This window comes from Rhizobium atlanticum (assembly GCF_030182485.1).
Classification (GTDB): Bacteria; Pseudomonadota; Alphaproteobacteria; order Rhizobiales; family Rhizobiaceae; genus Rhizobium.
This window is the reverse complement of the sequence record NZ_JAQJCJ010000007.1, coordinates 1-21,390: the sequence shown is the minus strand read 5'-3', so window position 1 is coordinate 21,390 and position 21,390 is coordinate 1. Positions and strand designations below refer to the sequence as shown.

The window sequence follows — 21,390 nt, the reverse complement described above, 5'->3', positions numbered from 1 at the left end:
GCCAAATTGCAGCTTTGGCAAGGATCGGCCGGCGGTGCTGTTGCCGCGCAGCTTTTCATATGATTTCAATCAAGGCCTCAAGCAATGCAAGACATGCGAGAAAAATGGAAAAAGCAAGGCGGAGCCGGGGCATGCGGTCATCGACGATCATGGTGCGCCCCGCGCCAGGGAAGAAGAGCCGCGCCATCGTCCGATTCGGCGCAATCACCATCCCTGCCGCGATCGGCCGTTCGGGCCGGACCATCCTCAAACGCGAGGGCGACGGCGCCACGCCGATCGCGGCAATGCGGCTGATTTCCGGCTTCCGGCGCGGTGAACGGAACGGTCAGCTCATCACCTCGCTGCCCATTCGCCGCATCCGCGCAGACATGCTCTGGTGCGACCAGCCCGGCAACGCCAACTACAATCGCCTCGTGCGGGCGCCATTCGGCGCAAGTCATGAGGAGATGCGGCGTAGCGACGGCCTCTACGATGTCTGCCTTGTCATGGACTGGAACATTTCCTCGCGGCTGCGCAACCGCGGTTCGGCGATCTTCTTCCATCTCATCAGGCCTGGCTACGAGCCGACGGCCGGCTGCGTAGCCGTAAGCTTGCGTGACATGCGCCGCCTTCTGCCCCACCTTCGAAAGGGAACGATTGTCCGGGTCCTCTGATTGTCTTCAGGATGCCGCCACCTATATGGTTCCGGTGACCGGACGCTCCGGCTGAAATGCGTTCCGGGACGTCCGCAGGTGCGGGCGCAATCCATGCCTCGTCCAATTCTTCAAGCTCCCGGAGATATATTGTGACCGCTCAACCCATCATCACTTTCCATGACGGACATTCCATTCCCCAGGTCGGTCTCGGCGTCTGGCAGACGCCGCAGGAGATTGCCGCGCCGACGGTACGCACTGCCATTGCCGCCGGCTATCGGCATATCGATACGGCTTCGGGTTACGACAATGAAGAGGGTGTCGGCGAAGGCATCCGCTCGTCCGGCCTCGACCGAAAGGATATCTTCGTCACCACCAAACTCAGGAATACCGACCAGGGCTACGACAATGCGTTGCGCGCCTTCGACGGCAGCCTCAAGAAGCTCGGCTCCGACTATGTCGACCTCTATCTCATTCACTGGCCGTCGCCGCATCGCGGCCTCTACACCGAGACCTGGAGAGCGTTCGTGCGCATCCGCGAAGAGGGCCGCGCCCGCTCGATCGGCGTGTCGAACTTCTATCCCGAACATCTCGAGCGCATCATCGGCGAGACCGGCGTCGTTCCGGTGATCAACCAGATCGAACTGCATCCCGACTTTCAGCAGAAGGCGGCACAGGAGGTTCACAAGAAACTGAATATCGCCACCGAATCGTGGAGTCCGCTCGGTCAGGGCAAATTCATCTCGAACAAGGTCATCGGCGAGATTGCCAGGAAACATCGGAAGACACCGGCCCAGGTGATCATCCGCTGGCATATCGATGCCGGCCTCGTCGTCATCCCGAAGTCGGTCACGCCGTCGCGCATCGAGGAGAACTTCCAGGTGTTCGACTTCAAGCTCGATGCCGATGACATGGCGGAGATTTCCAAGCTCGACAATGCTGGCGCCCGCATGGGTCCGGATCCGATGACGGCGGCTTTCTGATCGCCGGTTGCGCGAACACCGCCGATCGGCTGTCGGCGCCGCAATGTAAAAGCCGCCCGATGCGCGGAGACGCATCGGGCGGCTTTATCTTTCATTCCGTCGGACGGATCAGTTCCACTCGCGGATATCGACGAAGTGCCCGGCAATTGCGGCGGCGGCGGCCATGGCCGGCGAGACGAGATGCGTGCGGCCCTTGAAGCCTTGACGGCCTTCGAAATTTCGGTTCGAGGTCGAGGCGCAACGCTCGCCCGGCTTAAGGCGGTCGTCGTTCATGGCAAGGCACATGGAGCAACCCGGCTCGCGCCAGTCAAAACCGGCGGCCTTGAAGACCTTGTCGAGGCCTTCGGCTTCCGCCTGTTCCTTGACGAGGCCGGAGCCGGGGACGATCATCGCGTTGACGGTCGAGGCGACGGTCTTGCCCTCGACGACCTTGGCAGCGGCGCGAAGGTCTTCGATGCGGCCGTTGGTGCACGAGCCGATGAAGACGCGATCGACAGCGATGTCGGTCATCTTCGTGCCCGGCTTCAGGCCCATGTAGTCAAGCGCACGCCACTTGGAGGCACGCTTCGTTTCGTCCTGGATTTCATCCGGATTGGGTACGATGCCCTGGACCGAGACGACGTCCTCAGGCGAGGAGCCCCAGGAGACGATCGGCGGCAGTTCGGCGGCATTCAGTTTGACGACGCGGTCGAAATGAGCGCCTTCGTCTGATTTCAGCGTCTTCCAGTAGGCGATCGCCTGTTCCAGCGCTTCGCCCTTCGGCGCGCGCGGCTTGCCCTTGATATATTCGAAGGTGGTTTCGTCAGGGGCGATGAGGCCAGCGCGGGCGCCGCCTTCGATCGACATGTTGCAGATCGTCATGCGGCCTTCCATCGACAGCGCACGGATCGCTTCGCCGGCATATTCGATGACGTAGCCGGTGCCGCCTGCGGTGCCGATCTCGCCGATGATGGCAAGAACGATATCCTTGGCGGTGACGCCTGCCGGCAGCTGGCCGTCGACCTGCACCAGCATGTTCTTGGCCTTCTTCTGGATCAGCGTCTGGGTGGCGAGAACGTGCTCGACCTCAGATGTGCCGATGCCGTGGGCGAGCGAGCCGAAGGCGCCATGGGTGGAGGTGTGGCTGTCGCCGCAGACAATCGTCATGCCCGGCAGGGTGAAGCCCTGTTCCGGCCCGATGATGTGGACGATGCCCTGGCGCTTATCGTTCTCGGAATAATATTCGACGTGGAATTCGGCAGCGTTCTTGGCGAGCTGCTCGACCTGGATGCGGCTTTCCTCGTTCTTGATGCCGAGATGGCGGTCGGCCGAGGTCGGAACGTTGTGGTCGACGACAGCAAGCGTCTTTTCAGGGGCGCGAACCTTGCGGCCGGACATGCGCAGGCCTTCGAAAGCCTGCGGCGAGGTGACTTCATGGACCAGGTGGCGGTCGATGTAGAGAAGACAGGTGCCGTCTGCCTGCTCGTCGACCAGGTGGTCGTCCCAGATCTTGTCGTAGAGGGTACGCGGTGCGCTCATGGCGGTAAGTCCGTTTTTGGAAGCTTTGGAAAATCGGAAAAAGCGGATTAGGCTCCGCCGGCCGTCATTCGATCAACGAAGTCGGCTGTTGAGTGCACCGGAGACGCATGCAAAGAACCGCGCCGGCAGGCGATAATGATCCTGCAGCACGAATATATGCGCGCCAATGCAACTGAACTTGGATTCCATGGCGCTGGATATAGCGATTTTTGATCGAAACGGCAATTCGAATCGTGAGGCGCGTCCTTTCTGCATCCGAATGGACGCAGGTGTTTAGTGTCGCGGCATCTGCTTCATCTTCTTCTCGATCCGCCGCAGCGCCAGCGACAGTCCGATCGTCAGGATCAGATAGATATAGGTGACGATCGAATAGGTCTCGAAGAAGCGGAAGGAGCCGGAGGCATAGACCTTACCCATCTGCGTGATGTCGGCCACGCCGAGCACCGACACGAGAGACGAATCCTTCACCATCGAGACGAAATCGTTGGAGAGCGGCGGGAGGATGACCCGGATCGCCTGCGGGAAGACCACGAGCCGGAACCGGCGGTAGCGCGACAGGCCGAGCGACTTTGCCGCCTCGATCTGACCGATATCGACCGATTGAAAACCGGCTCGGAAGACCTCGGCGATGAAGGATGAATAGCCGATCATCAGCGCGATGATGGCCCGCCACATCAGCGATAGGTCGCGCACCAGGATCGGCTCGGCGATACCTGATTTCACCAGGGGTGTGATGATGAAGTTATAGGCCGTGACGAAACCGGGCGCACCGACGAAGGCGACGTAGAAGAGCAGCACCAGCATGGGAATGCCGCGGATGATCTCGATGTAGAAGCGGGCGATCTGGCGCAGCACGATGCTGTCGGCCAGCCCGAGCAGCGCGATGCCGAGACCGAGCACCGTTGCCAGCGCAAAGGCGACGAGCGTCACGAACACGGTGACGCCGACGCCTGTCACCACGGTCCGGAAGACCTGGGTGTAAATGTCATTGGTGATGATGACGAAGGCGAGAACGATGCCGATCAAGACAAGGACGGCCAGCCGCCAGGGACGGTCGTCCTTCTCCTGCCGCCGGGATGGTGGTAGTGCCATCTGCGATCGCTCGGCGGATTATTCGCCCATCTTGTAGTCGAGGAACCATTTCTTGTTCAGTGCGTCGAAGGTGCCGTCAGCCTTCAGCGCTGCGATCGCGGCGTTGATGGGAGCGACGAGATCGGAACCCTTCGGGAAGATGAAGCCGAAGTCCTCGGTGCCGAGCGGTTCGCCGACGACCTTCAGGCCGCCGTTGGAAGAATCGACATAGCCCTTGGCAGCGACGCTGTCGGTGAGGACGAGATCGACGTCGCCTGTTTTCAGGGCTTGCACGGTGGCGCCGAATGTTTCGAAAAGCTTGATGCGCGGGTTCTGTTCGTTGCCGTCGAGGATTTCGTAGACGGCGGTGTAGAAAGGCGAGGTGCCAGGCTGGGCGCCGATCAGGCCGTCTTTGAATTCACTAAAGGACTTGGCGTCGGTGAAGCGCTTCTCATCGCCGCGCACCAGCATGAATTGCTGCGAGCGCATATAGGGATCGGAGAAGTCGACCTTCTGCTTGCGGTCGTCCTTGATCGTGATGCCGGTCATGCCGATGTTGTACTGGCCGTCGGAAACCGCCTGGATCATCGCGTCCCAGCTGGTGTTCTGGTACTCGACCTTGAAATTCAGCCGCTTGGCGATCTCGTTCATCGCGTCATATTCCCAGCCGATCGCCTTGCCGGATTTCGGGTCGACGAACTGCAGCGGCGGATAGGCATTCTCGGTGACGACGACGACGGTCTTGCCGCCAAGATTCGGCAATTCGGCGGCCGATGCGGCAAGCGGCAGAAGAGCAAGGGCGGCAAAGCCAGCAAGAACGGTGCGGCGAAACAACATTGAACGGTTCCCTCAAATGAACGGCAAAAACTGTCACGGAAGATGGGTGTGAGGCAAGGCCGCCGGCTGCGTGGCGAAGCAAAAAATAGAAAAGGCGACACGAAGGCCGCCTTTCCAGGAATAGAATTTTGCGCAGATCTTATTCTGCTGCCGGTTCCGCTGCGGCGGCTGCTTCAGCAGCGGCCTTGGCTTCGGCAGCTTCTGCTGCTGCCTTTTCGGCCGCGAGCGCCTGGGCGGCTGCAACCTTCTCGGCTTCGATACGGGCCTTCTCCTCGGCGACAGCAGCGCGTTCGGCGTCGTTGAGCTTGCGGGCGCGAACGCCGGTGTCTTCGACGATACGAGCGGACTTGCCGCGACGGTCGCGGAGGTAATAGAGCTTGGCGCGACGGACCTTACCGCGACGAACGACGTCGACGCTTTCGATCAGCGGCGAGTAGACCGGGAATACGCGCTCGACGCCTTCGCCGTAGGAGATCTTACGAACCGTGAAATTTTCCTGCAGGCCGCCGCCGGAGCGGGCGATGCAGACGCCTTCATAGGCCTGAACGCGGGTACGGTTGCCTTCCGTGACCTTCACGTTGACGCGGACGGTGTCGCCCGGGGAGAACTCGGGGAGGGTGCGCTTGGCTTCGATCTTGGCGGCCTGTTCGGCCTCGAGCTGCTGGATGATGTTCATCGTCTTAACCTTTGGTTCTTCTGAAACAGCCAGAGCGCTCAACACTGATCCTTTGGGTTAACCTCAGGATTTTGCCCTTGCGAGCGGGAGCGGATTCGCCATTCTTTGTTTGCTGGCCGACGGGGCTAACCCCATTTCCGCGTGCGCCAATACACGAAAGGCCGGGGCTTGTCATCCCTCGCACGACATTTTTGTGAAAACGCCGGCGAAATCAGCCGTTTTTCTCGGTTTTAGCGCTATCGAGCAGGTCCGGCCGCCGTTCCCGCGTCAGCCGCACCGCTTCCTGGTTGCGCCATTTCTCGATGGCACCGTGGTTGCCGGACGTCAAGACCGAGGGAATTTCCCGGCCTTCCCACTCTTGCGGCCGGGTATAATGGGGATGTTCCAGCAACCCGCCCTCGAAGCTTTCGTGAAGGCCGGAAAGATCGTTGCCCATAACGCCGGGCAGGATGCGGATGATCGCATCAAGCAGGATCAGCGCCGCCGGCTCGCCGCCCGACAGCACGTAATCGCCGATCGAGACCTCTTCCAGTCCGCGCGCCTCGATCACCCGCTGGTCGACGCCCTCGAAGCGACCGCAGACGATGATCACGCCGTCACCCGCCGCAAGCTCACGCACGCGCCGCTGAGTCAGTGGACGGCCGCGCGGGCTCATCAGCAGGCGCGGCCGGGGATCATTCTCACCGCCGCTGTCGATCGCGCGAGCAAGAACGTCTGCCTTCAGCACCATGCCGGCGCCGCCGCCCGCCGGGGTGTCGTCGACGGTGCGGTGTCTGTCAGTGGCGAAATCACGTATTTGCACCAGATCCAGCGACCATTGCCCACGCTCCATCGCCTTGCCGGCGAGCGAGAAGCCAAGATGCCCCGGAAACATTTCCGGATAAAGTGTCAGTATGCGCGCCCGAAAAGCCATTACTTCTTCTTTTTCGGCTTGCCCGCAGTGAACTGCGACAGCTCGGGCTCATCGACCAGTCCCGCCGCCAGCGGATCGATCAGCAGCGTACCGGCTTCGAGATCGATTTCCAGCACCGAGGCTTCCGAGAAGGGAATGAGGACCGGGCGCTTGCCCGGACCCTTGAGCTCCAGGAGATCGCCGGCGCCGAAATCGAAGACGCCGGTGACCGTCCCGTAGCTGACGCCCTTGTCATCAAGCGCTTCAAGCCCTTCGAGATCTGCATAGTAGAATTCGTCGTCCTCGAGCTCCTCGTCCGGCAGGTTGTCTCGCTCGATATAGAGTTCGAGTCCGTTCAGCGCTTCGGCGGCGTTGCGGTCGTTGATGCCGCGGAAACGGACGACGACGACGTTCTTCATCTCGCGGATTTCGAGGATTTCGAAGCTGCGCCCGTCCATGCTGTGCAGAAGGCCATAATCGCCGAGCGCGGTCGGATCGGCCGTGTAGGCCTTGGCGCGCACCTCGCCCCTGAGGCCCTGTGCGCCGCCGATGGTAGCCATCAAAACCGGGTTTTCAAGCTTTGTCATGGGTTCCTTCATGTGAAGCCGAAAGACAGGTTTCTCATAAACGAAGTGCGGGCGATTGGAAACGAAAACGGGCGGCATGTCGCCATGCCGCCCGCTCGAAAAGGGGATCCGGATTATTCCGCGGCGTCAGCAGCAGCTGCTGCGGCGTCGGCGATCTTCTGGGCCTTTTCGGCGGCGCGTTCCTGGGCGCGTTTGCCAGGCTTCGCCTTGATCGGGTTGTTCTTGGCTTCGCGCTTGGCAACGCCGGCTTCGTCGAGGAAGCGCAGGACGCGGTCAGTCGGCTGAGCGCCGTTGTCGAGCCAATGCTTGATGCGCTCGGCGTTCAGCTGAACGCGCTTTTCGTCATCCTTGGCGAGCATCGGGTTCCAGGAGCCGAGATTTTCGAGGAAGCGGCCGTCACGCGGGCTGCGCGCATCGGCGAGAACGACGTGGTAATACGGGCGCTTTTTGGAGCCACCGCGGGCGAGACGAATTTTCAGTGCCATGTTCTTTACTCCTTAGGCTTTTCTAGACCGCTTCGTAAGGCGGTATGGTTATCGGGCTGCGGCGTTCTGTTCAGCGTGGTCCGCAGCGATCTGCTCATGATGCCGGATGACTTCCTTGATGACGAAGTTCAAGAACTTCTCGGCGAAATCCGGGTCCAGATTGGCGGCTTTCGCCAGCTGGCGAAGGCGTTCGATCTGGTATTCCTCGCGCGCCGGATCGGCCGGCGGCAGATTGTATTTGGCCTTCAGCACGCCGACCTCTTTGGTGCAGCGGAAGCGTTCGGCCAGCATGTGCACGAGAGCGGCATCGATATTGTCGATCGACTGACGATAGCTCCCGAGCTGGGCTTTGACGTCCGGATCAATCATGGGGCAAGCGATCCTTTCACTTCTTCTTCGGCAATCCGGGCAAACCCGGGAAACCACCGCCAAGACCCGGCAGCTTGGCGCCGCCGAGGCCAGGCAAACCACCCGGCAAGCCGCCGAGACCGGGCATACCCCCACCCGGTTTTCCCAAACCCGCCGCTTCCGCCTGTTTCTGCAGGGCTTCCAGCTGCTTCGGGTCGATATTCGAGAGATCGGGCATGCCGCCCATGCCGCCGAGGCCCCCCAGCCCCATCTTGCCGGCAAGGCCGCCCATCATCTGCTTCATCAGGCCGCCTTTGCCCTTGCCGCCCATCATCTTCATCATATCAGCCATCTGGCGGTGCATCTTCAGAAGCTTGTTGATGTCGGCGGCATCGGTGCCTGAGCCGGCGGCGATTCGCTTCTTGCGCGAATGCTTGAGCAAGTCGGGATTGGCGCGCTCGGCCTTGGTCATCGACTGGATGATGGCGATCTGGCGGCCGAAAAGCTTGTCGTTCAGACCGGCGGCGGCCATCTTGTCCTTCATGCCGCCCATGCCGGGCATCATACCCATGATGCCGCCCATGCCGCCCATCTTCTGCATCTGGCGCAGCTGGTCGGCGAGGTCATCGAGGTCGAACTTACCCTTGGCCATCTTGGCGGCCATCGCGGCCGCCTTCTCGGCGTCGATGTTCTCGGCCGCGCGCTCGACGAGCGAGACGATGTCGCCCATGCCGAGGATACGGTCGGCGATGCGGCGGGGATGGAATTCCTCGAGCTCGCTCATCTTCTCGCCGACGCCGATCAGCTTGATCGGCTTGCCGGTTACGGCGCGCATCGAAAGGGCAGCACCGCCGCGCCCGTCGCCGTCCATCCGGGTCAGCACGAGACCGGTGATGCCGACGCGTTCGTCGAAGTTGCGGGCGAGGTTGACGGCGTCCTGACCGGTGAGGCTGTCGGCGACCAGCAGGATTTCATGCGGATTCGATCGCTTCTTGATGTCGGCCATCTCGACCATCAAGGGCTCGTCGATATGGGTGCGGCCGGCGGTATCGAGGATGACGACGTCGTGGCCGCCGAGCTTGGCCGCCTGCACGGCGCGGGCGGCGATATCGGTCGGCGACTGACCCGTGATGATCGGCAGCGTGTCGATATTGGTCTGGGCGCCGAGCTGACGAAGCTGTTCCTGAGCGGCCGGACGGCGCGTGTCGAGCGACGCCATCAGCACCTTCTTCTTATCGCGCGTCGACAGGCGATTGGCGATCTTGGCGGTCGTCGTCGTCTTGCCCGAGCCCTGCAGGCCGACCATCATGACCACGACGGGGGCCGGCGCATGCAGATCGATGCCGACACCTTCGCCGCCCAGCATCTCGATCAGCTCGTCATGGACGATCTTGACGACCATTTGGCCGGGTTTGATCGACTTCAGGATCTCGGCGCCAACTGCCTTTTCACGCACGCGGTCAGTGAAGGAGCGCACGACGTCGAGTGCGACGTCGGCCTCCAGCAACGCGCGGCGAACCTCGCGCAGCGCTGCAGAAACATCGGCTTCCGAAAGCGCGCCACGGCCTGTCAGTCCATTCAGAATGGATCCAAGACGGTCCTGGAGGTTTTCAAACATCGACTCTTCCTTGATACGTTTCGGGCGGGTTGATCTGCCCGGAAACGTCGTGCTTTTCCTTGACGAAAACAAGACGCAAAGCCAAAAAGCACCCGAGGGCGCATCGCGCTGTCGGGTGTTGACCTCCGGGATCTCGGTGTCCCGGTCGGCGGCTCGGAGTCATGTGGCTCGTCGCGGATTGGCCGCGATAAACAGGAAAGCGGCGGGAAAGTCAAGGCGAATGCGGGCCGATGGCCGCACGACCGGCTTTTCGGAAGCAGTGGGACATGGATCCGGTAGTTAAATGCCGCTTACAGGCCAATACGCTATTTACGCCAGTTGCAAAATAATCCGCTTGTGATTCTACTTTCTACTTAAGTGCGTCCTGTAAAATGATTCGTGAATATCCTTGATGCCGGATGATCCGGCGGAGATATCGAATGATCAATGCTGATATTGAAAGTTGGGCGCTGGCACGGGCCCATCATATTGTTCTCAACGAAGGCCTTAGTCTTGCAAAAGCGGCACAGGATCTGGATCGCAAACGATCCCGCTCGCTGGTCTACGAGCTGAGGAAGGTCATCACCGCCGCTATCGTCGAGGCGCATGCGGCGTCCTTCGAAGCCGACGGCGGGCAGCGGTAGAAGACGGACCGCCCGGAGGCTCAGTCGGCTGCAAGGCCTGCATGGCACTCACCCACTGGTAATTCCCTCGCGTTTCCGCCATATACAGCGGAAAGACGGACGGAATGATTTTATGAGCGCAACGGTCGAATTCGCGAGGATGAACGGGCTTGGCAACAAGATCCTGGTCGTCGACATGCGCGGACGGCCTGATAAGGTGACGCCCTCGGCGGCGGTCGCGCTCAATGCCGATCCTGAGACCGAGTTCGACCAGATCATGGCGATCCATGATCCGAAGGCCGGCGGCACCGATGCCTTCATCGATATCCTGAACTCCGATGGCTCGAAGGCGCAGGCCTGCGGTAACGGCACCCGCTGCGTCGTGCAGGCGCTTGCCGCAGAGACCGGTCGGAAGGCCTTCACCTTCCAGACGGTCGCCGGGATCCTCAATGCCGTCGAGCACGAGGACGGGACGATCTCCGTCGATATGGGAAAGCCGGTTTTCGATTGGGACAGGATCCCGCTGGCGGAAGAATTTCACGACACCAGCCGTATCGAGCTGCAGATCGGCCCGATCGACAATCCGGTGCTGTATTCGCCTTCCGCCATGTCGATGGGAAATCCGCATGCGATCTTCTGGGTGGATAAGGACGTAATGTCCTATGATCTCGCCCGCTTCGGGCCGCTGCTCGAAAATCATCCGATGTTTCCCGAGCGCGCCAATATCACCCTGGCGCAGGTGACGTCGCCGACATCCGTGACGACACGCACTTGGGAGCGCGGCGCGGGATTGACGCTCGCCTGCGGCTCGGCCGCCTGTTCGGCTGCTGTCAGCGCCGCACGTACCGGCCGCACCGGCCGCAAGGTGACGATCAATGTGGCGAGCGCCAAGCCGCCAGCCGTGCTTTCGATCGAATGGCGCGAGCGCGACGATCACGTCATCATGACCGGTCCGGCCGAATGGGAATGGTCGGGCCGACTCGATCCGTCGACAGGTCTCTGGTCGCGCGATGGTACCCAAGAGGCAGGGGCGCAGTGAGCGGCGTCGAGGTCATTACCTTCGGCTGCCGCCTCAACACATATGAATCCGAAGTGATGAAGGCGCAGGCCGAGAAGGCCGGGCTCAACAACGCCATCCTGGTCAATACTTGCGCCGTCACTGGCGAAGCCGTGCGTCAGGCCCGCCAGGCGATCCGCCGGGCGCGGCGCGACAATCCACATGCCCGCATCATCGTCACCGGCTGCGCCGCGCAGACGGAAAAACAGACCTTCGCCGAGATGGCGGAGGTCGATGCGGTGCTCGGCAACGAGGAGAAGCTTTCGAGCGCCTCCTATCGCAGCCTGCCGGATTTCGGTGTTTCGGCCGAGGAGAAGCTCCGCGTCAACGATATCATGAGCGTCAAGGCGACGGCGCCGCAGATGGTCAGGCACATCGACGGTCATGTTCGTGCCTTCATCCAGGTCCAGAACGGCTGCGACCATCGCTGCACCTTCTGCATCATTCCCTATGGCCGCGGCAATTCCCGCTCGGTGCCGATGGGCGCCGTGGTTGACCAGGCCCGCAAGCTCGTCGACAGCGGGTATCGCGAGATCGTGCTGACCGGGGTCGACGCCACCAGCTATGGCGGCGATCTGCCGGGCGCGCCGACGCTCGGGCTTCTGGCAAAGACGCTCTTGAAGCAGCTCCCGGAGATCCGCCGACTGAGGCTATCCTCGATCGACAGCATCGAGGCCGATTCCCATCTGATGGACCTGATCGCCGACGAGCGTCGCTTCATGCCGCATCTGCATCTGTCGCTGCAGCATGGCGACGACATGATCCTGAAGCGGATGAAGAGGCGGCATTCTCGCGCCGACGCGCTGCGTTTCATCGAGGATGCGCGCCGCCTTCGCCCGGAGATGAGCTTCGGCGCCGATATGATCGCAGGTTTCCCAACGGAAACGGAAGAGATGTTCGCCAATGCGGTGCGGCTCGCTGAAGAAGCTGATATCGCGCAACTGCATGTTTTCCCCTACAGCCCGCGTCCCGGCACGCCGGCCGCCCGCATGCCGCAGCTCGACCGGTCGCTGGTCAAGGAGCGCGCCGCACGGCTGCGCGCCACGGGACATAGGCTGCATCAATCCCACCTCGATGGCATGGTAGGAACCCGGCAGTGGCTGCTTGTCGAAAACAACGGCCTGGCGCATACGGAAAACTTCACGCTGGTGACAGCCGCCGGCCTTCGTCCCGGCGAACTTGTGCCGGTCACGATCACCGGCCACAATGGCAAGCATCTCGACATGCAATTGACGGCCGCAGCGGCCTGACTTTCACGGAATCCCCATGGCGCTCAGTTTCATCAAAAAGGTCTTCACCTTCGGCAAGCCGGCTGAAGAACCCGTGCCTGAGGCTGTGGAAAGGGAGCTCGAGCAGCGTTCGCGCGACGAAGACCTGCCGATCGCGGATGATCCTGTTCTTCCCGAGGAGATGGATACCGCCGGCGGACCGGCTGCGGATGTCGTGCAGGATGCCGAGGAAGAGCGTGACGATGCCGAGCCAGCGATCCTGCCGGCTCCGGACCAGCTCAGCGATATGGGCGTCGTGCCGCTGTCGCTGCTGGAAGCCGAGGCGGAAGCGGAGGTGAGTGCCGAGAGTGCTGCGGAAGCACCCCCCTCTGTCCCTTCGGGACATCTCCCCCACAAGGGGGGAGATCATTTGGAGTCTGATGCGCCGGCTTCGATCGAAGGGACCGAAGAAGTCGCAGAAGCGCCTGTAGAGGAAATTCTACCTGACATCGATGAGGTGCTGGACGCCTCTGTTCAACCAATCTCCCCCCTTGTGGGGGAGATGCCCGGCAGGGCAGAGGGGGGTAGCCCCACGGCGGAATCGGCGACCAGCACTCCCGTCCTTCCCAAAGGCTTCGCTACCGGCCCGAAGGTCGCCGAACCCGAACCCGTTGCCCCGCAACCCAAACTCAGCTGGTTCCAGCGCCTGCGCAACGGGCTTGCGCGTACGTCCTCGCAGCTTACCGGCCAGATCACCGCGCTCTTCACCAAGCGCAAGCTCGACGACGAGACCCTGCAGGATCTCCAAGACCTGCTGATCCAGGCCGATCTCGGCGTCGAGACGGCGCTGCGCGTCACCGATACGCTCGCTTCCGAGCGCTACGGCAAAGATGTGACCGGCGAGGATGTCAGCCGGATCATGGCGTCGGAAATAGCCAAGGTTCTGAGGCCGGTCGCCAAGCCGCTGCAGCTCGATCTTTCGCACAAGCCGCATGTCATCCTCGTCGTCGGCGTCAACGGCACCGGCAAGACGACGACGATCGGCAAGCTCGCGGCGAAGCTCTCTGGTGCCGGGCTGAAGGTGATGCTCGCCGCCGGCGATACCTTCCGCGCGGCGGCGGTCGAGCAGCTGAAGATCTGGGCCGAGCGGACCAATTCCGAATTCATCGGCACCAAGCTTGGCGCCGATGCAGCCGGTCTTGCCTACGACGCCTTTGAACAGGCCAAGGCAAAAAAATGCGACGTGCTGATCGTCGATACCGCCGGCCGCCTGCAGAACAAGGCCGAGCTGATGGCCGAACTTGAGAAGATCGTGCGTGTGCTCGGCAAGCTTGATCCCGACGCGCCGCACACCGTGCTGCAGACGCTCGATGCCACGACGGGGCAGAATGCGCTGAGCCAGGTCGAGATCTTCCGCAATGTCGCCGGCGTCAACGGGCTGATCATGACGAAGCTCGACGGCACGGCCCGGGGCGGCATTCTTGTCGCCATCTCCGCCAAGCACAAGCTGCCGGTCTATTTCATCGGCGTAGGCGAGGGTGTGGACGATCTGGAGCCCTTCGAGGCGGAGGACTTCGCCCATGCCATTGCCGGACTTGGGCAATGATGCCACAGATATGCCGCCGAAAGCCTGCAAAGGACGGTCGGGAAACAGGTTTTCAGCAATAGCAGGTTTGAAGAACGCATGACCACCGAAAGCGATATCACCCCGTCCGCGGCCGACCGCCATCATCCGATGCTGAAGCTGGCGCTGGAACTCGGGCCGCTGCTGATCTTCTTCTTCGCCAATCTGCGTGGCCAATGGCTGGTCGAAAAAATTCCTGCCCTGTCCGAACTGGGCGGGCCGCTATTCGTCGCCACCGGGCTTTTCATGGCAGCGACGGTGATTTCGCTTGTGGTTTCGAAGATCGTGCTCGGCCATCTGCCGATCATGCCCTTCGTCTCCGGCATCGTGGTCGTCATCTTCGGCTCGCTGTCGATCTGGCTGCAGAACGAGACCTTCATCAAGATGAAGCCGACCATCGTCAACACGCTCTTCGGGGTGGCGCTGCTCGGCGGGCTCGCTTTCGGCCGGTCTCTGCTCGGCTATGTCTTCAACGCCGCTTTCCAGCTCGATGCCGAAGGTTGGCGCAAACTTACCATCCGCTGGGGCGTCTTCTTCCTGTTTCTCGCCGTGCTGAACGAAGTCGTCTGGCGCAATTTTTCCGACGATACCTGGGTCGCCTTCAAGGTCTGGGGCACGATGCCCATCACCATCATCTTCACGCTGGCGCAGATGCCGCTGGTGCTCAAACACAGCATCAACCTGGAAACGGATGGCGAGAAGTGACCACTGCAGACGCCGAATATCGGGTCAGGCATCAGAGCTTTTGGTTCGTCGCCTGCATCGCAGTCCTGGCTGCCCAGATCATCGCAGAATATATGATGGGCCGTGTGCCGATCTGCGCCTGCGGTTATGTTAAGCTGTGGGAGGGCGGGGTCAATACCAGCGGCAATTCGCAGCATCTGTCGGACTGGTACACGCCGTCGCACATCATCCATGGCTTCCTGTTCTACGGCCTGAGCTATCTGCTGTTGCGCCATAAGCCGCTGATGGCGCGCCTGCTCCTGGCGCTCGTCATCGAGTCGGGCTGGGAACTTCTGGAAAATTCGCCTCTCATCATCGATCGCTACCGTACGGCGACGATCGCGCTGGATTATTACGGCGACAGCATCCTGAATTCGGCAATGGACACCGTCTTCATGTGCCTCGGCTTCTTCTTCGCCTGGCGCGCGCCGGTGGCGCTGACGGTGGCGATCGCCATCTTCTTCGAGATTTTCACGGGCTATATGATCCGCGACAACCTGACACTCAATGTGCTGATGCTGATCTGGCCGGTCGAGGCGATCAAGGTCTGGCAGGGCGGAATTTAGGGTCAAAAAAGTCCCCTCCCCAACCCTCCCCAGAAGAGGGAGGGACTAGTCTAATCTGGGGCACCGCCTCGCTCCTCCAAGAACGTCTCTATATCGTATATTCCGGTTCAGATAAGGTCTGGTCCATCGTGATGCCCGGCAGATTGAAATGGCACTTGCCGACCTGTCTCGCCGGAACGCCGGCCACGGATGTGTAGGCTGCCACGGCATTTACGACAACGCTTCCTGCGCCAACCTTGGCGCCGACGCCGATTTCGATGTTGCCGAGGATCTTGGCGCCTGCTCCGATCAGCGCGCCACGCCGCACCTTGGGGTGTCGGTCGCCGGTCTCCTTGCCCGTTCCTCCCAATGTGACGTTCTGGAGGATCGATACGTCGTCTTCAACGATGGCTGTCTCGCCGATGACCAAGCCGCTCCCGTGATCGAGCATGATGCTCCTGCCCATCTTGGCGGCGGGATGAATGTCGACGCCAAAGACTTCAGAAATGCGGCTCTGGATGTGGCGCGCAAGATGCAGGCGGTCATGATGCCAGAGCCAATGGGCGACGCGTTGTCCCTGCAATGCGACAAAGCCTTTGAAATATAGAAATGGCGTCAGGATTTCCGTATTCGACGGATCGCGCTCCTTGATCGCCGTCAGGTCCGCAGCCGCATCCGCAATGATAGTGCGATTGGCGATGAAGGCCTGCGCGATTACCGCCAGCAGTTCGTCCTGGTCGAGATCATGGTTGGCCAGTTTGATCGCGACCCGCTGGGCGAGCGCCTGGGCGAAGCTCGCATGATAGAGCACTGCCGAATTCATGGCGCGCGTGAGTGCGGGGTCCTTGGCCGAAGCATTGACGGCCTCCGCGCAAAGGGCCTGCCAGATCGCGGCAACCTGAGGCGAAGCCGCTGGCTCTGTCGACAGATTGCTCAAGCTGACCAGTGGAGCCGCCATGCTACCTTCCTCTTGCAGCCGATGCCATGGACCCGGCAGAGAGACGTTAAGCCAATCCTCGCTGGAATTGATGGTTCAAGAATTCCGCAGATCGTTGCAGTTGTTCTAAATTTCTCTCTTTTTTCGGCGTTGCTGGGAATTAATTTCCAACCGTCGCATCTCCCGAATCTTCATTGCTTCAGAAGGCGCAAAGCAGCCAGTCGGCAAGGGAACAGCGGTCCTGCCGCACGCCGACGCCACGTTGTCAACCGAGCGCGTCGAATAGTGCTTGCGTTCGGAACAGTATTTTCTATTATTTTAGTGGAGAATTGCGCGGCGCTCGTTCCGGGCGCTCACACGCAGAAGGAGCCGATGAATGACTCTTCTCTCGTCACGTTCTTCGAGGCCGGATGGCCAGAAAGCCGACCATCTCGCACGGATTGCGATCGTCGGCCGGGGCTTTACCGGAATCATGACCGCAATCGCTCTTTTCAAGAGAGTCGATCACCCTTTCCATCTGGTGATGTTCGACCCGCGCGCAAAGATCGATATCAGCGAAGGCATCAGCCAGCCTGCATCGACGGTGCTGACCAGCCGGGTTCGCGACCTTTCCGTCGATCCCGCGCTGCCCGACGATTTCCGTCGCTGGCTGGAAAGAGATGACACATGGCGCGATCGCCTCACCTCGGACCCTGCCGGTCTCGAGCACGCCTTCGTTCCCGGAGATATCTTCAGCAGCTATGTCTATAAACGCTTCTCCGAGGCTGCCCTGACAGATCGGCCCGATGTCGTCGTGCAGTTTGGTTCGGATGCGATCACGGCGATCGGCAGGCATCCGGCCGGAGGATATTCGGTCTTCGCAGGTGCCGAGCAGCCGACCCGTTTCGATGCCGTTTTTCTCGCCACCGGTTACGGCCTGCGTGAAACTTCGGATGCGGCGCTTGCCGATGCTGCGCAAAGCGCTATCGTGATCGGCAGTGGCATTCACGCGGTCGACAGGGCGCTCCGGCTGCTGGCTGATTCCAGAATTTCCCGTGTCACGTTGATCTCGGAATCGGGTTTCCTGCCTCAGTCGCATGCTCCCGCTGCGGTTGGATCCGTCGTCACGGACCAGCCCGTGCCGAAGACGCTGCGCGGTGCGTTTCGCTTCTTGCGCGAGGCCGCACGCAGTGCCGACCTGGAAGGTTCGGGATGGCAGGGCGTCATGAACGGTTTTCGTTCCCGCGCGCGAGACATCTGGACTGGCCTGACGCCGGAAGAACGGGCACGGTTCAAACGTCACGTGAAGGCCGTCTACGACAGTCATCGCAACCGCTTGCCGCCGGAGCACTATCAGCGCCTGCATCACGCAATCGCAAGCGGCGCGATTGCCGTGAGGAAGGGAAAGGTAAATTGCATCGCCACCAACGGCGTGCTGTTTTCGGCACTGACCGGGCCGGAGGTCCTTCCCGCGGATCTGACCATCGACTGCCGCTTGCGGCCATCCGGGACCGATAGCCCACCCGTTCGTTCGCTTATTGTTGCGGGTCTGGCAACGAGGGACGAACTCGATATCGGCATCGTCGTGGACGACTGCGGGCGGACCCGGGCGAACCCTTCGCATGGGGTGTTTGCGATGGGGCCACTGGGGCTGGGCAGCCTTCCCGATATCGATCTGGTGCCCCAGATCGTTCAGCAAAGCCATGCCGCTGCGTCGGTGGTCAACAACTTGATCGGCGAAGCGGCGCGGGCAGTTTCAGTCCGGAGTGATTTCCCAGCACGCCATGCTGGGCGAACCGGCGATGACTGCACAATTTAAGCCAACGGTCTCCGGCAATCCGGCGCGGTTCAGTTCGTTTTCAAAAACCGCCGCCATTGTCTCATCAAGGCCAATCTTTTGTAGCCGAACGCACATCTCCGGGCCGCGGGGTAGTAATCGCCCGCCCTTCAGGGTTGTCGTCCGCCACCGCAAGCGTTCGCATTGAATCGATGACTTTGGGTTGCGAAAATATTCTCGAAGCGAAAGCCATCTCGCAAAAATCATCTTTGTCTATCAATTTCACAGACAATACGTTGGTCCCTCCAAAACAAGAGGTCAACCAATGAAACTTACGCTTAGAACATTGCTTGTGGCTGTGGCCGCGCTGTCCTTCTCATTGCCTGCAACGGCGGCCACGTTGAAGGTCGGCGTTGTTCCTGGCGTATACGCGGACTCGATTGAAGCCTTGATCCCGGAGGCGAAGGCCAAAGGGCTCGATCTCGAAGTGGTCGAGTTCAGCGACTGGACGACTCCGAATATCGCGCTTCAATCCGGCGACATCGACGTCAACTACTTTCAACACCAGCCGTTCCTCGACAATGCTACCAAGGAACGTGGCTATGATTTCAAGAGCGCAGGCATCGGCGTGCTTGCTAACATCGGGCTGTACTCGCTCAAGTACAAGAAGTTCGAAGATATCCCCGAAAACGGCAAGGTCGCCATAGCGAACGACCCGGTTAACCAGGGCCGCGGACTCCTACTCCTCCAGCGCGCCGGCCTGCTCAAGCTCAAGGACGGCGTTGGGTTCAAGGGATCGCTTGACGACATCACGGAGAATCCAAAGAACCTGAGTTTCACCGAAGTCGAGGGTCCCCAGCTTGCGCGCGTCACTGGCGATGTTGATCTGGCTCAGGGGTACCCTCACTTTATCGTCGCCTCCAAGGCGTTCGATCCGAGTTCGGGCCTCCTCTACTCCGGTGTCGACGACAAGCAGTTCGCCATCATTTTTGCCGTAAAGTCCGACCGCGTGGAAGATCCGGCCGTCAAGGAGCTGGTCACTCTTTACCAGAATTCGCAGGCCGTGAAGGATGCGATCAACAAGGCGTTCGCATCCGACACGAAGCTCTACACGCTGCCTTGGGTGGCAACGAATTGACCGCCTTATCCGTAAGCCGGGTCGAGCCAATCGAGGCACCTTCGCCGGAAAACGGGAAAGGCTTATCGGCCAATCCCGCGCGGGCAATCGCCGTTTCGTTCGACGGCGTGGGAAAGACCTATGACACACACAAGGGCTCCGTCCACGCTCTCAAAGGCATTACGATAGACGTCGCACGAGGCTCGATCTTCGGCATCATAGGGCGCAGCGGAGCAGGGAAATCGAGCCTGCTCCGCACTGTGAATCGGCTGGAGACCGCGACCGAGGGCAGCGTCGTCGTAGATGGGGTTGACGTCCGGTCGCTAAGTGACGGCGAACTCGTGACATTCCGACGCAAGGTCGGAATGATCTTTCAACACTTCAATTTGCTGTCGGCTAAAACCGTCTGGGGTAACGTCGCGCTCCCTCTGATAGTGGCGGGTGTGCCCAAGCTCGAAATTGACGAGCGCGTTGCTGATGTTTTGCGGCTTGTCGGCCTCGAAGGGAAGCAGGACGCCTACCCCTCGCGTTTGTCAGGTGGGCAGAAACAGAGGGTAGGGATCGCGAGGGCGCTGGTGAACCGACCTGAAATTCTCCTTTGCGACGAGGCGACCTCCGCGCTTGATCCGGAGACCACGCTCTCTATTCTCCAATTGCTCAAAGACATCAATCGCTCGCTCGGCATCACAATCCTGCTGATCACGCACGAGATGAGCGTCGTGCGTGAGATCTGTGATGATGTCGTTGTGCTCGAAGGCGGCCAGGTTGCCGAGGCTGGCAAGACCTGGGAGATTTTCAGCAAGCCCGGCCATGCAGCCACAAAGGCACTGCTCAAGCCGCTGGAGCCTGGTATTCCGCGCGATATCGCGGACCGGCTGACATCTGCGCGCGAGCATTTTTACCAGCGGGCGCTCATTGAACTCACCTACGGGGGCAATGGGCGTGAGGGTATCAAGCTTCAGGAGTTGGCGAGGGTCGTCGGCTCATCGGTGCAGATCGTTCAGAGCATAGTGGACCGGATCCAAGGCCACGCGTACGGCCGGATACTTTTGACAACTGACGCAGACGATCAAGTCGGTCTCTCCAGATTCGAGGGACTTGCAGATAACGTAAGGATACTCGGCTATAGAGCACGCTTCGATTTTTCAGAATCGCAGATTCGCAAATCAGCTGAAATATGATTCTCTGTCCTACCGGAAAAGGACGGCCGGCAAGGATGACGCACCCATATTCTGAGGATCTTCGCGAACGGGCGATGGCGCGCCTGAACACCGGAGAAACGATACGATCGATCGCAGCAGCACTTGCGATTGCTCCCTCCTGTGTTTCGAAGTGGAAGAAGCGCCTTGCGGAGACCGGCGCTCTGACGCCCGGCCGCGTCGGCGGTCGCAAGCAGCGGACTTTGTCCGGCGAACGGGCCGACTGGCTGCGCCAGCGCTGTCGATCCGGCCCGTTCACGACGCGAGGCCTTGTGGCGGAACTGGCCGAACGCGGCATCAAGACCGAGCGACGCGCCGTTTGGGTGTTCGTCCGGGCCGAGGGCCTGAGTTTCAAAAAAAACGGTTCTGCCGGCCGAGCAGACGCGGATGGATATCGCCAGGAAACGGTTGCGTTGGAAGACCCATCAACGGCGGATCAAAGCGCAGCGGCTGGTCTTTCTCGATGAGACCTGGATCAAGACCAACATGGCGCCCCTCAGGGGGTGGGCACCGCGTGGTCAACGCCTATGTGCCGCGGTTCCGCATGGGCACTGGAAAACCCTGACATTCATTGCCGCCTTGCGCTGCGACCGCATCGACGCCCCTTGGGTCATCGATGGGCCGATCAACGGCGAACTCTTTACCCTCTATATCCAGAGGATCCTCGTGCCCACGCTCGCCAAGGGCGACATCGTCATCCTCGACAATCTCGGCAGCCATAAGGGCCAAGCTGTCCGTCGTGCCATCCGGGCCGCAGGCGCGCACCTCTTCTTCCTGCCGCCTTACAGCCCGGACCTCAATCCCATCGAGCAAGTCTTTGCCAAGCTCAAGCACCTAATTAGGAGAGAACAGCCTCGCACAGTCGAAGCGACATGGCGCAAGGCTGGTGAAATGCTCGACTGCTTCTCGCCAGCAGAATGCGCAAACTACCTCACAAACTCAGGATATGCTTCCGTATGAAAGCAGCAGGCTCTA

The 21,390-nt window shown here is 60.8% G+C and carries 22 protein-coding genes; 12 read left to right on the top strand and 10 right to left on the bottom strand.

The window, feature by feature from the left end:
- The first annotated feature begins 131 nt into the window (after window positions 1–131).
- Together PH551_RS12020 and PH551_RS12015 are read left to right on the top strand one after the other, a co-directional pair.
- The gene (locus tag PH551_RS12020) at window positions 132–653 is read left to right on the top strand and encodes a L,D-transpeptidase family protein (RefSeq protein ID WP_285193162.1); all 522 of its coding nucleotides are present in this window, start codon (window positions 132–134) and stop codon (window positions 651–653) included.
- A gap of 131 nt (window positions 654–784) precedes the next feature.
- Window positions 785–1,615, top strand: coding sequence for an aldo/keto reductase (locus PH551_RS12015; RefSeq protein ID WP_285193161.1), 831 nt, complete (start codon window positions 785–787; stop codon window positions 1,613–1,615).
- Window positions 1,616–1,723: 108 nt separating this feature from the next.
- Here PH551_RS12015 and leuC read toward each other — a convergent pair whose 3' ends face one another.
- The 9 genes from leuC to ffh all read right to left on the bottom strand — a co-directional run bounded on the left by leuC (window position 1,724) and on the right by ffh (window position 9,647).
- Entirely contained in the window at window positions 1,724–3,133 is a 1,410-nt protein-coding gene (leuC, locus tag PH551_RS12010) for a 3-isopropylmalate dehydratase large subunit (RefSeq protein WP_285193160.1), read from the bottom strand.
- 273 nt (window positions 3,134–3,406) lie between these two features.
- A complete protein-coding gene (locus PH551_RS12005; protein WP_285193159.1) occupies window positions 3,407–4,225 on the bottom strand; it encodes an amino acid ABC transporter permease in 819 nt (272 codons plus the stop codon).
- Between the two features lie 18 nt (window positions 4,226–4,243).
- Window positions 4,244–5,041 carry a basic amino acid ABC transporter substrate-binding protein gene (locus PH551_RS12000; RefSeq protein ID WP_285193158.1) on the bottom strand — a complete coding sequence of 266 codons (798 nt, stop codon included), beginning with the start codon at window positions 5,039–5,041 and terminating at the stop codon, window positions 4,244–4,246.
- A 139-nt stretch (window positions 5,042–5,180) separates the two neighbouring features.
- Window positions 5,181–5,717, bottom strand: coding sequence for a 50S ribosomal protein L19 (gene rplS, locus PH551_RS11995; RefSeq protein ID WP_085779771.1), 537 nt, complete (start codon window positions 5,715–5,717; stop codon window positions 5,181–5,183).
- A 211-nt stretch (window positions 5,718–5,928) separates the two neighbouring features.
- Window positions 5,929–6,630 (bottom strand): tRNA (guanosine(37)-N1)-methyltransferase TrmD, encoded by a 702-nt coding sequence (gene trmD, locus PH551_RS11990; RefSeq protein WP_285193157.1) that lies wholly within the window; start codon window positions 6,628–6,630, stop codon window positions 5,929–5,931.
- Complete coding sequence (rimM, locus tag PH551_RS11985; protein ID WP_097598324.1) at window positions 6,630–7,196, bottom strand: ribosome maturation factor RimM; 567 nt, start codon at window positions 7,194–7,196, stop codon at window positions 6,630–6,632. Before rimM ends, trmD begins: the two co-directional genes overlap by 1 nt.
- 113 nt (window positions 7,197–7,309) lie before the next feature.
- On the bottom strand, window positions 7,310–7,681 hold the full coding sequence (gene rpsP / locus PH551_RS11980; RefSeq protein WP_097598210.1) for a 30S ribosomal protein S16: 372 nt from the start codon (window positions 7,679–7,681) through the stop codon (window positions 7,310–7,312).
- Between the two features lie 48 nt (window positions 7,682–7,729).
- Entirely contained in the window at window positions 7,730–8,050 is a 321-nt protein-coding gene (locus PH551_RS11975; protein WP_085779768.1) for a chorismate mutase, read from the bottom strand.
- A gap of 16 nt (window positions 8,051–8,066) precedes the next feature.
- Window positions 8,067–9,647 carry a signal recognition particle protein gene (ffh, locus tag PH551_RS11970; RefSeq protein WP_085779767.1) on the bottom strand — a complete coding sequence of 527 codons (1,581 nt, stop codon included), beginning with the start codon at window positions 9,645–9,647 and terminating at the stop codon, window positions 8,067–8,069.
- Window positions 9,648–10,045: 398 nt separating this feature from the next.
- Here ffh and PH551_RS11965 point away from each other — a divergent pair, with 398 nt between their 5' ends.
- From PH551_RS11965 to PH551_RS11940, 6 genes are all read left to right on the top strand, one after another.
- A complete protein-coding gene (locus tag PH551_RS11965) occupies window positions 10,046–10,270 on the top strand; it encodes a hypothetical protein (RefSeq protein ID WP_064805530.1) in 225 nt (74 codons plus the stop codon).
- Between the two features lie 112 nt (window positions 10,271–10,382).
- Window positions 10,383–11,288 (top strand): diaminopimelate epimerase, encoded by a 906-nt coding sequence (gene dapF / locus PH551_RS11960; RefSeq protein ID WP_285193156.1) that lies wholly within the window; start codon window positions 10,383–10,385, stop codon window positions 11,286–11,288.
- On the top strand, window positions 11,285–12,556 hold the full coding sequence (mtaB, locus tag PH551_RS11955) for a tRNA (N(6)-L-threonylcarbamoyladenosine(37)-C(2))-methylthiotransferase MtaB (RefSeq protein WP_285193155.1): 1,272 nt from the start codon (window positions 11,285–11,287) through the stop codon (window positions 12,554–12,556). Before dapF ends, mtaB begins: the two co-directional genes overlap by 4 nt.
- Before the next feature lie 16 nt (window positions 12,557–12,572).
- Window positions 12,573–14,120 carry a signal recognition particle-docking protein FtsY gene (ftsY, locus tag PH551_RS11950; protein WP_285193153.1) on the top strand — a complete coding sequence of 516 codons (1,548 nt, stop codon included), beginning with the start codon at window positions 12,573–12,575 and terminating at the stop codon, window positions 14,118–14,120.
- Window positions 14,121–14,198: 78 nt separating this feature from the next.
- Window positions 14,199–14,843, top strand: a complete 645-nt coding sequence (locus PH551_RS11945) for a septation protein A (RefSeq protein ID WP_285193151.1) — start codon at window positions 14,199–14,201, stop codon at window positions 14,841–14,843.
- Complete coding sequence (locus PH551_RS11940) at window positions 14,840–15,427, top strand: DUF2585 domain-containing protein (RefSeq protein ID WP_285193150.1); 588 nt, start codon at window positions 14,840–14,842, stop codon at window positions 15,425–15,427. The genes PH551_RS11945 and PH551_RS11940 overlap by 4 nt, the downstream gene beginning before the upstream one ends.
- A gap of 88 nt (window positions 15,428–15,515) precedes the next feature.
- On the opposite strand, the gene cysE is transcribed toward PH551_RS11940, so the two are convergent.
- The gene (cysE, locus tag PH551_RS11935; RefSeq protein ID WP_085779760.1) at window positions 15,516–16,364 is read right to left on the bottom strand and encodes a serine O-acetyltransferase; all 849 of its coding nucleotides are present in this window, start codon (window positions 16,362–16,364) and stop codon (window positions 15,516–15,518) included.
- 355 nt (window positions 16,365–16,719) lie between these two features.
- On the opposite strand from cysE, the gene PH551_RS11930 reads away from it, so the two are divergent.
- The 4 genes from PH551_RS11930 (at window position 16,720) to PH551_RS11915 (ending at window position 21,375) form a co-directional block, all read left to right on the top strand.
- The gene (locus tag PH551_RS11930; protein ID WP_285193149.1) at window positions 16,720–18,141 is read left to right on the top strand and encodes an FAD/NAD(P)-binding protein; all 1,422 of its coding nucleotides are present in this window, start codon (window positions 16,720–16,722) and stop codon (window positions 18,139–18,141) included.
- 283 nt (window positions 18,142–18,424) lie between these two features.
- Window positions 18,425–19,237 carry a MetQ/NlpA family ABC transporter substrate-binding protein gene (locus tag PH551_RS11925; protein ID WP_085779758.1) on the top strand — a complete coding sequence of 271 codons (813 nt, stop codon included), beginning with the start codon at window positions 18,425–18,427 and terminating at the stop codon, window positions 19,235–19,237.
- Window positions 19,234–20,397 carry a methionine ABC transporter ATP-binding protein gene (locus PH551_RS11920; RefSeq protein ID WP_285193148.1) on the top strand — a complete coding sequence of 388 codons (1,164 nt, stop codon included), beginning with the start codon at window positions 19,234–19,236 and terminating at the stop codon, window positions 20,395–20,397. The genes PH551_RS11925 and PH551_RS11920 overlap by 4 nt, the downstream gene beginning before the upstream one ends.
- Window positions 20,398–20,432: 35 nt before the next feature.
- A protein-coding gene (locus PH551_RS11915) for an IS630 family transposase (RefSeq protein ID WP_285193147.1) occupies window positions 20,433–21,375 on the top strand; the annotation gives its coding sequence in 2 pieces (ribosomal slippage) (window positions 20,433–20,768 and window positions 20,770–21,375; 942 coding nt in all).
- The last annotated feature ends 15 nt before the right edge of the window (window positions 21,376–21,390 follow it).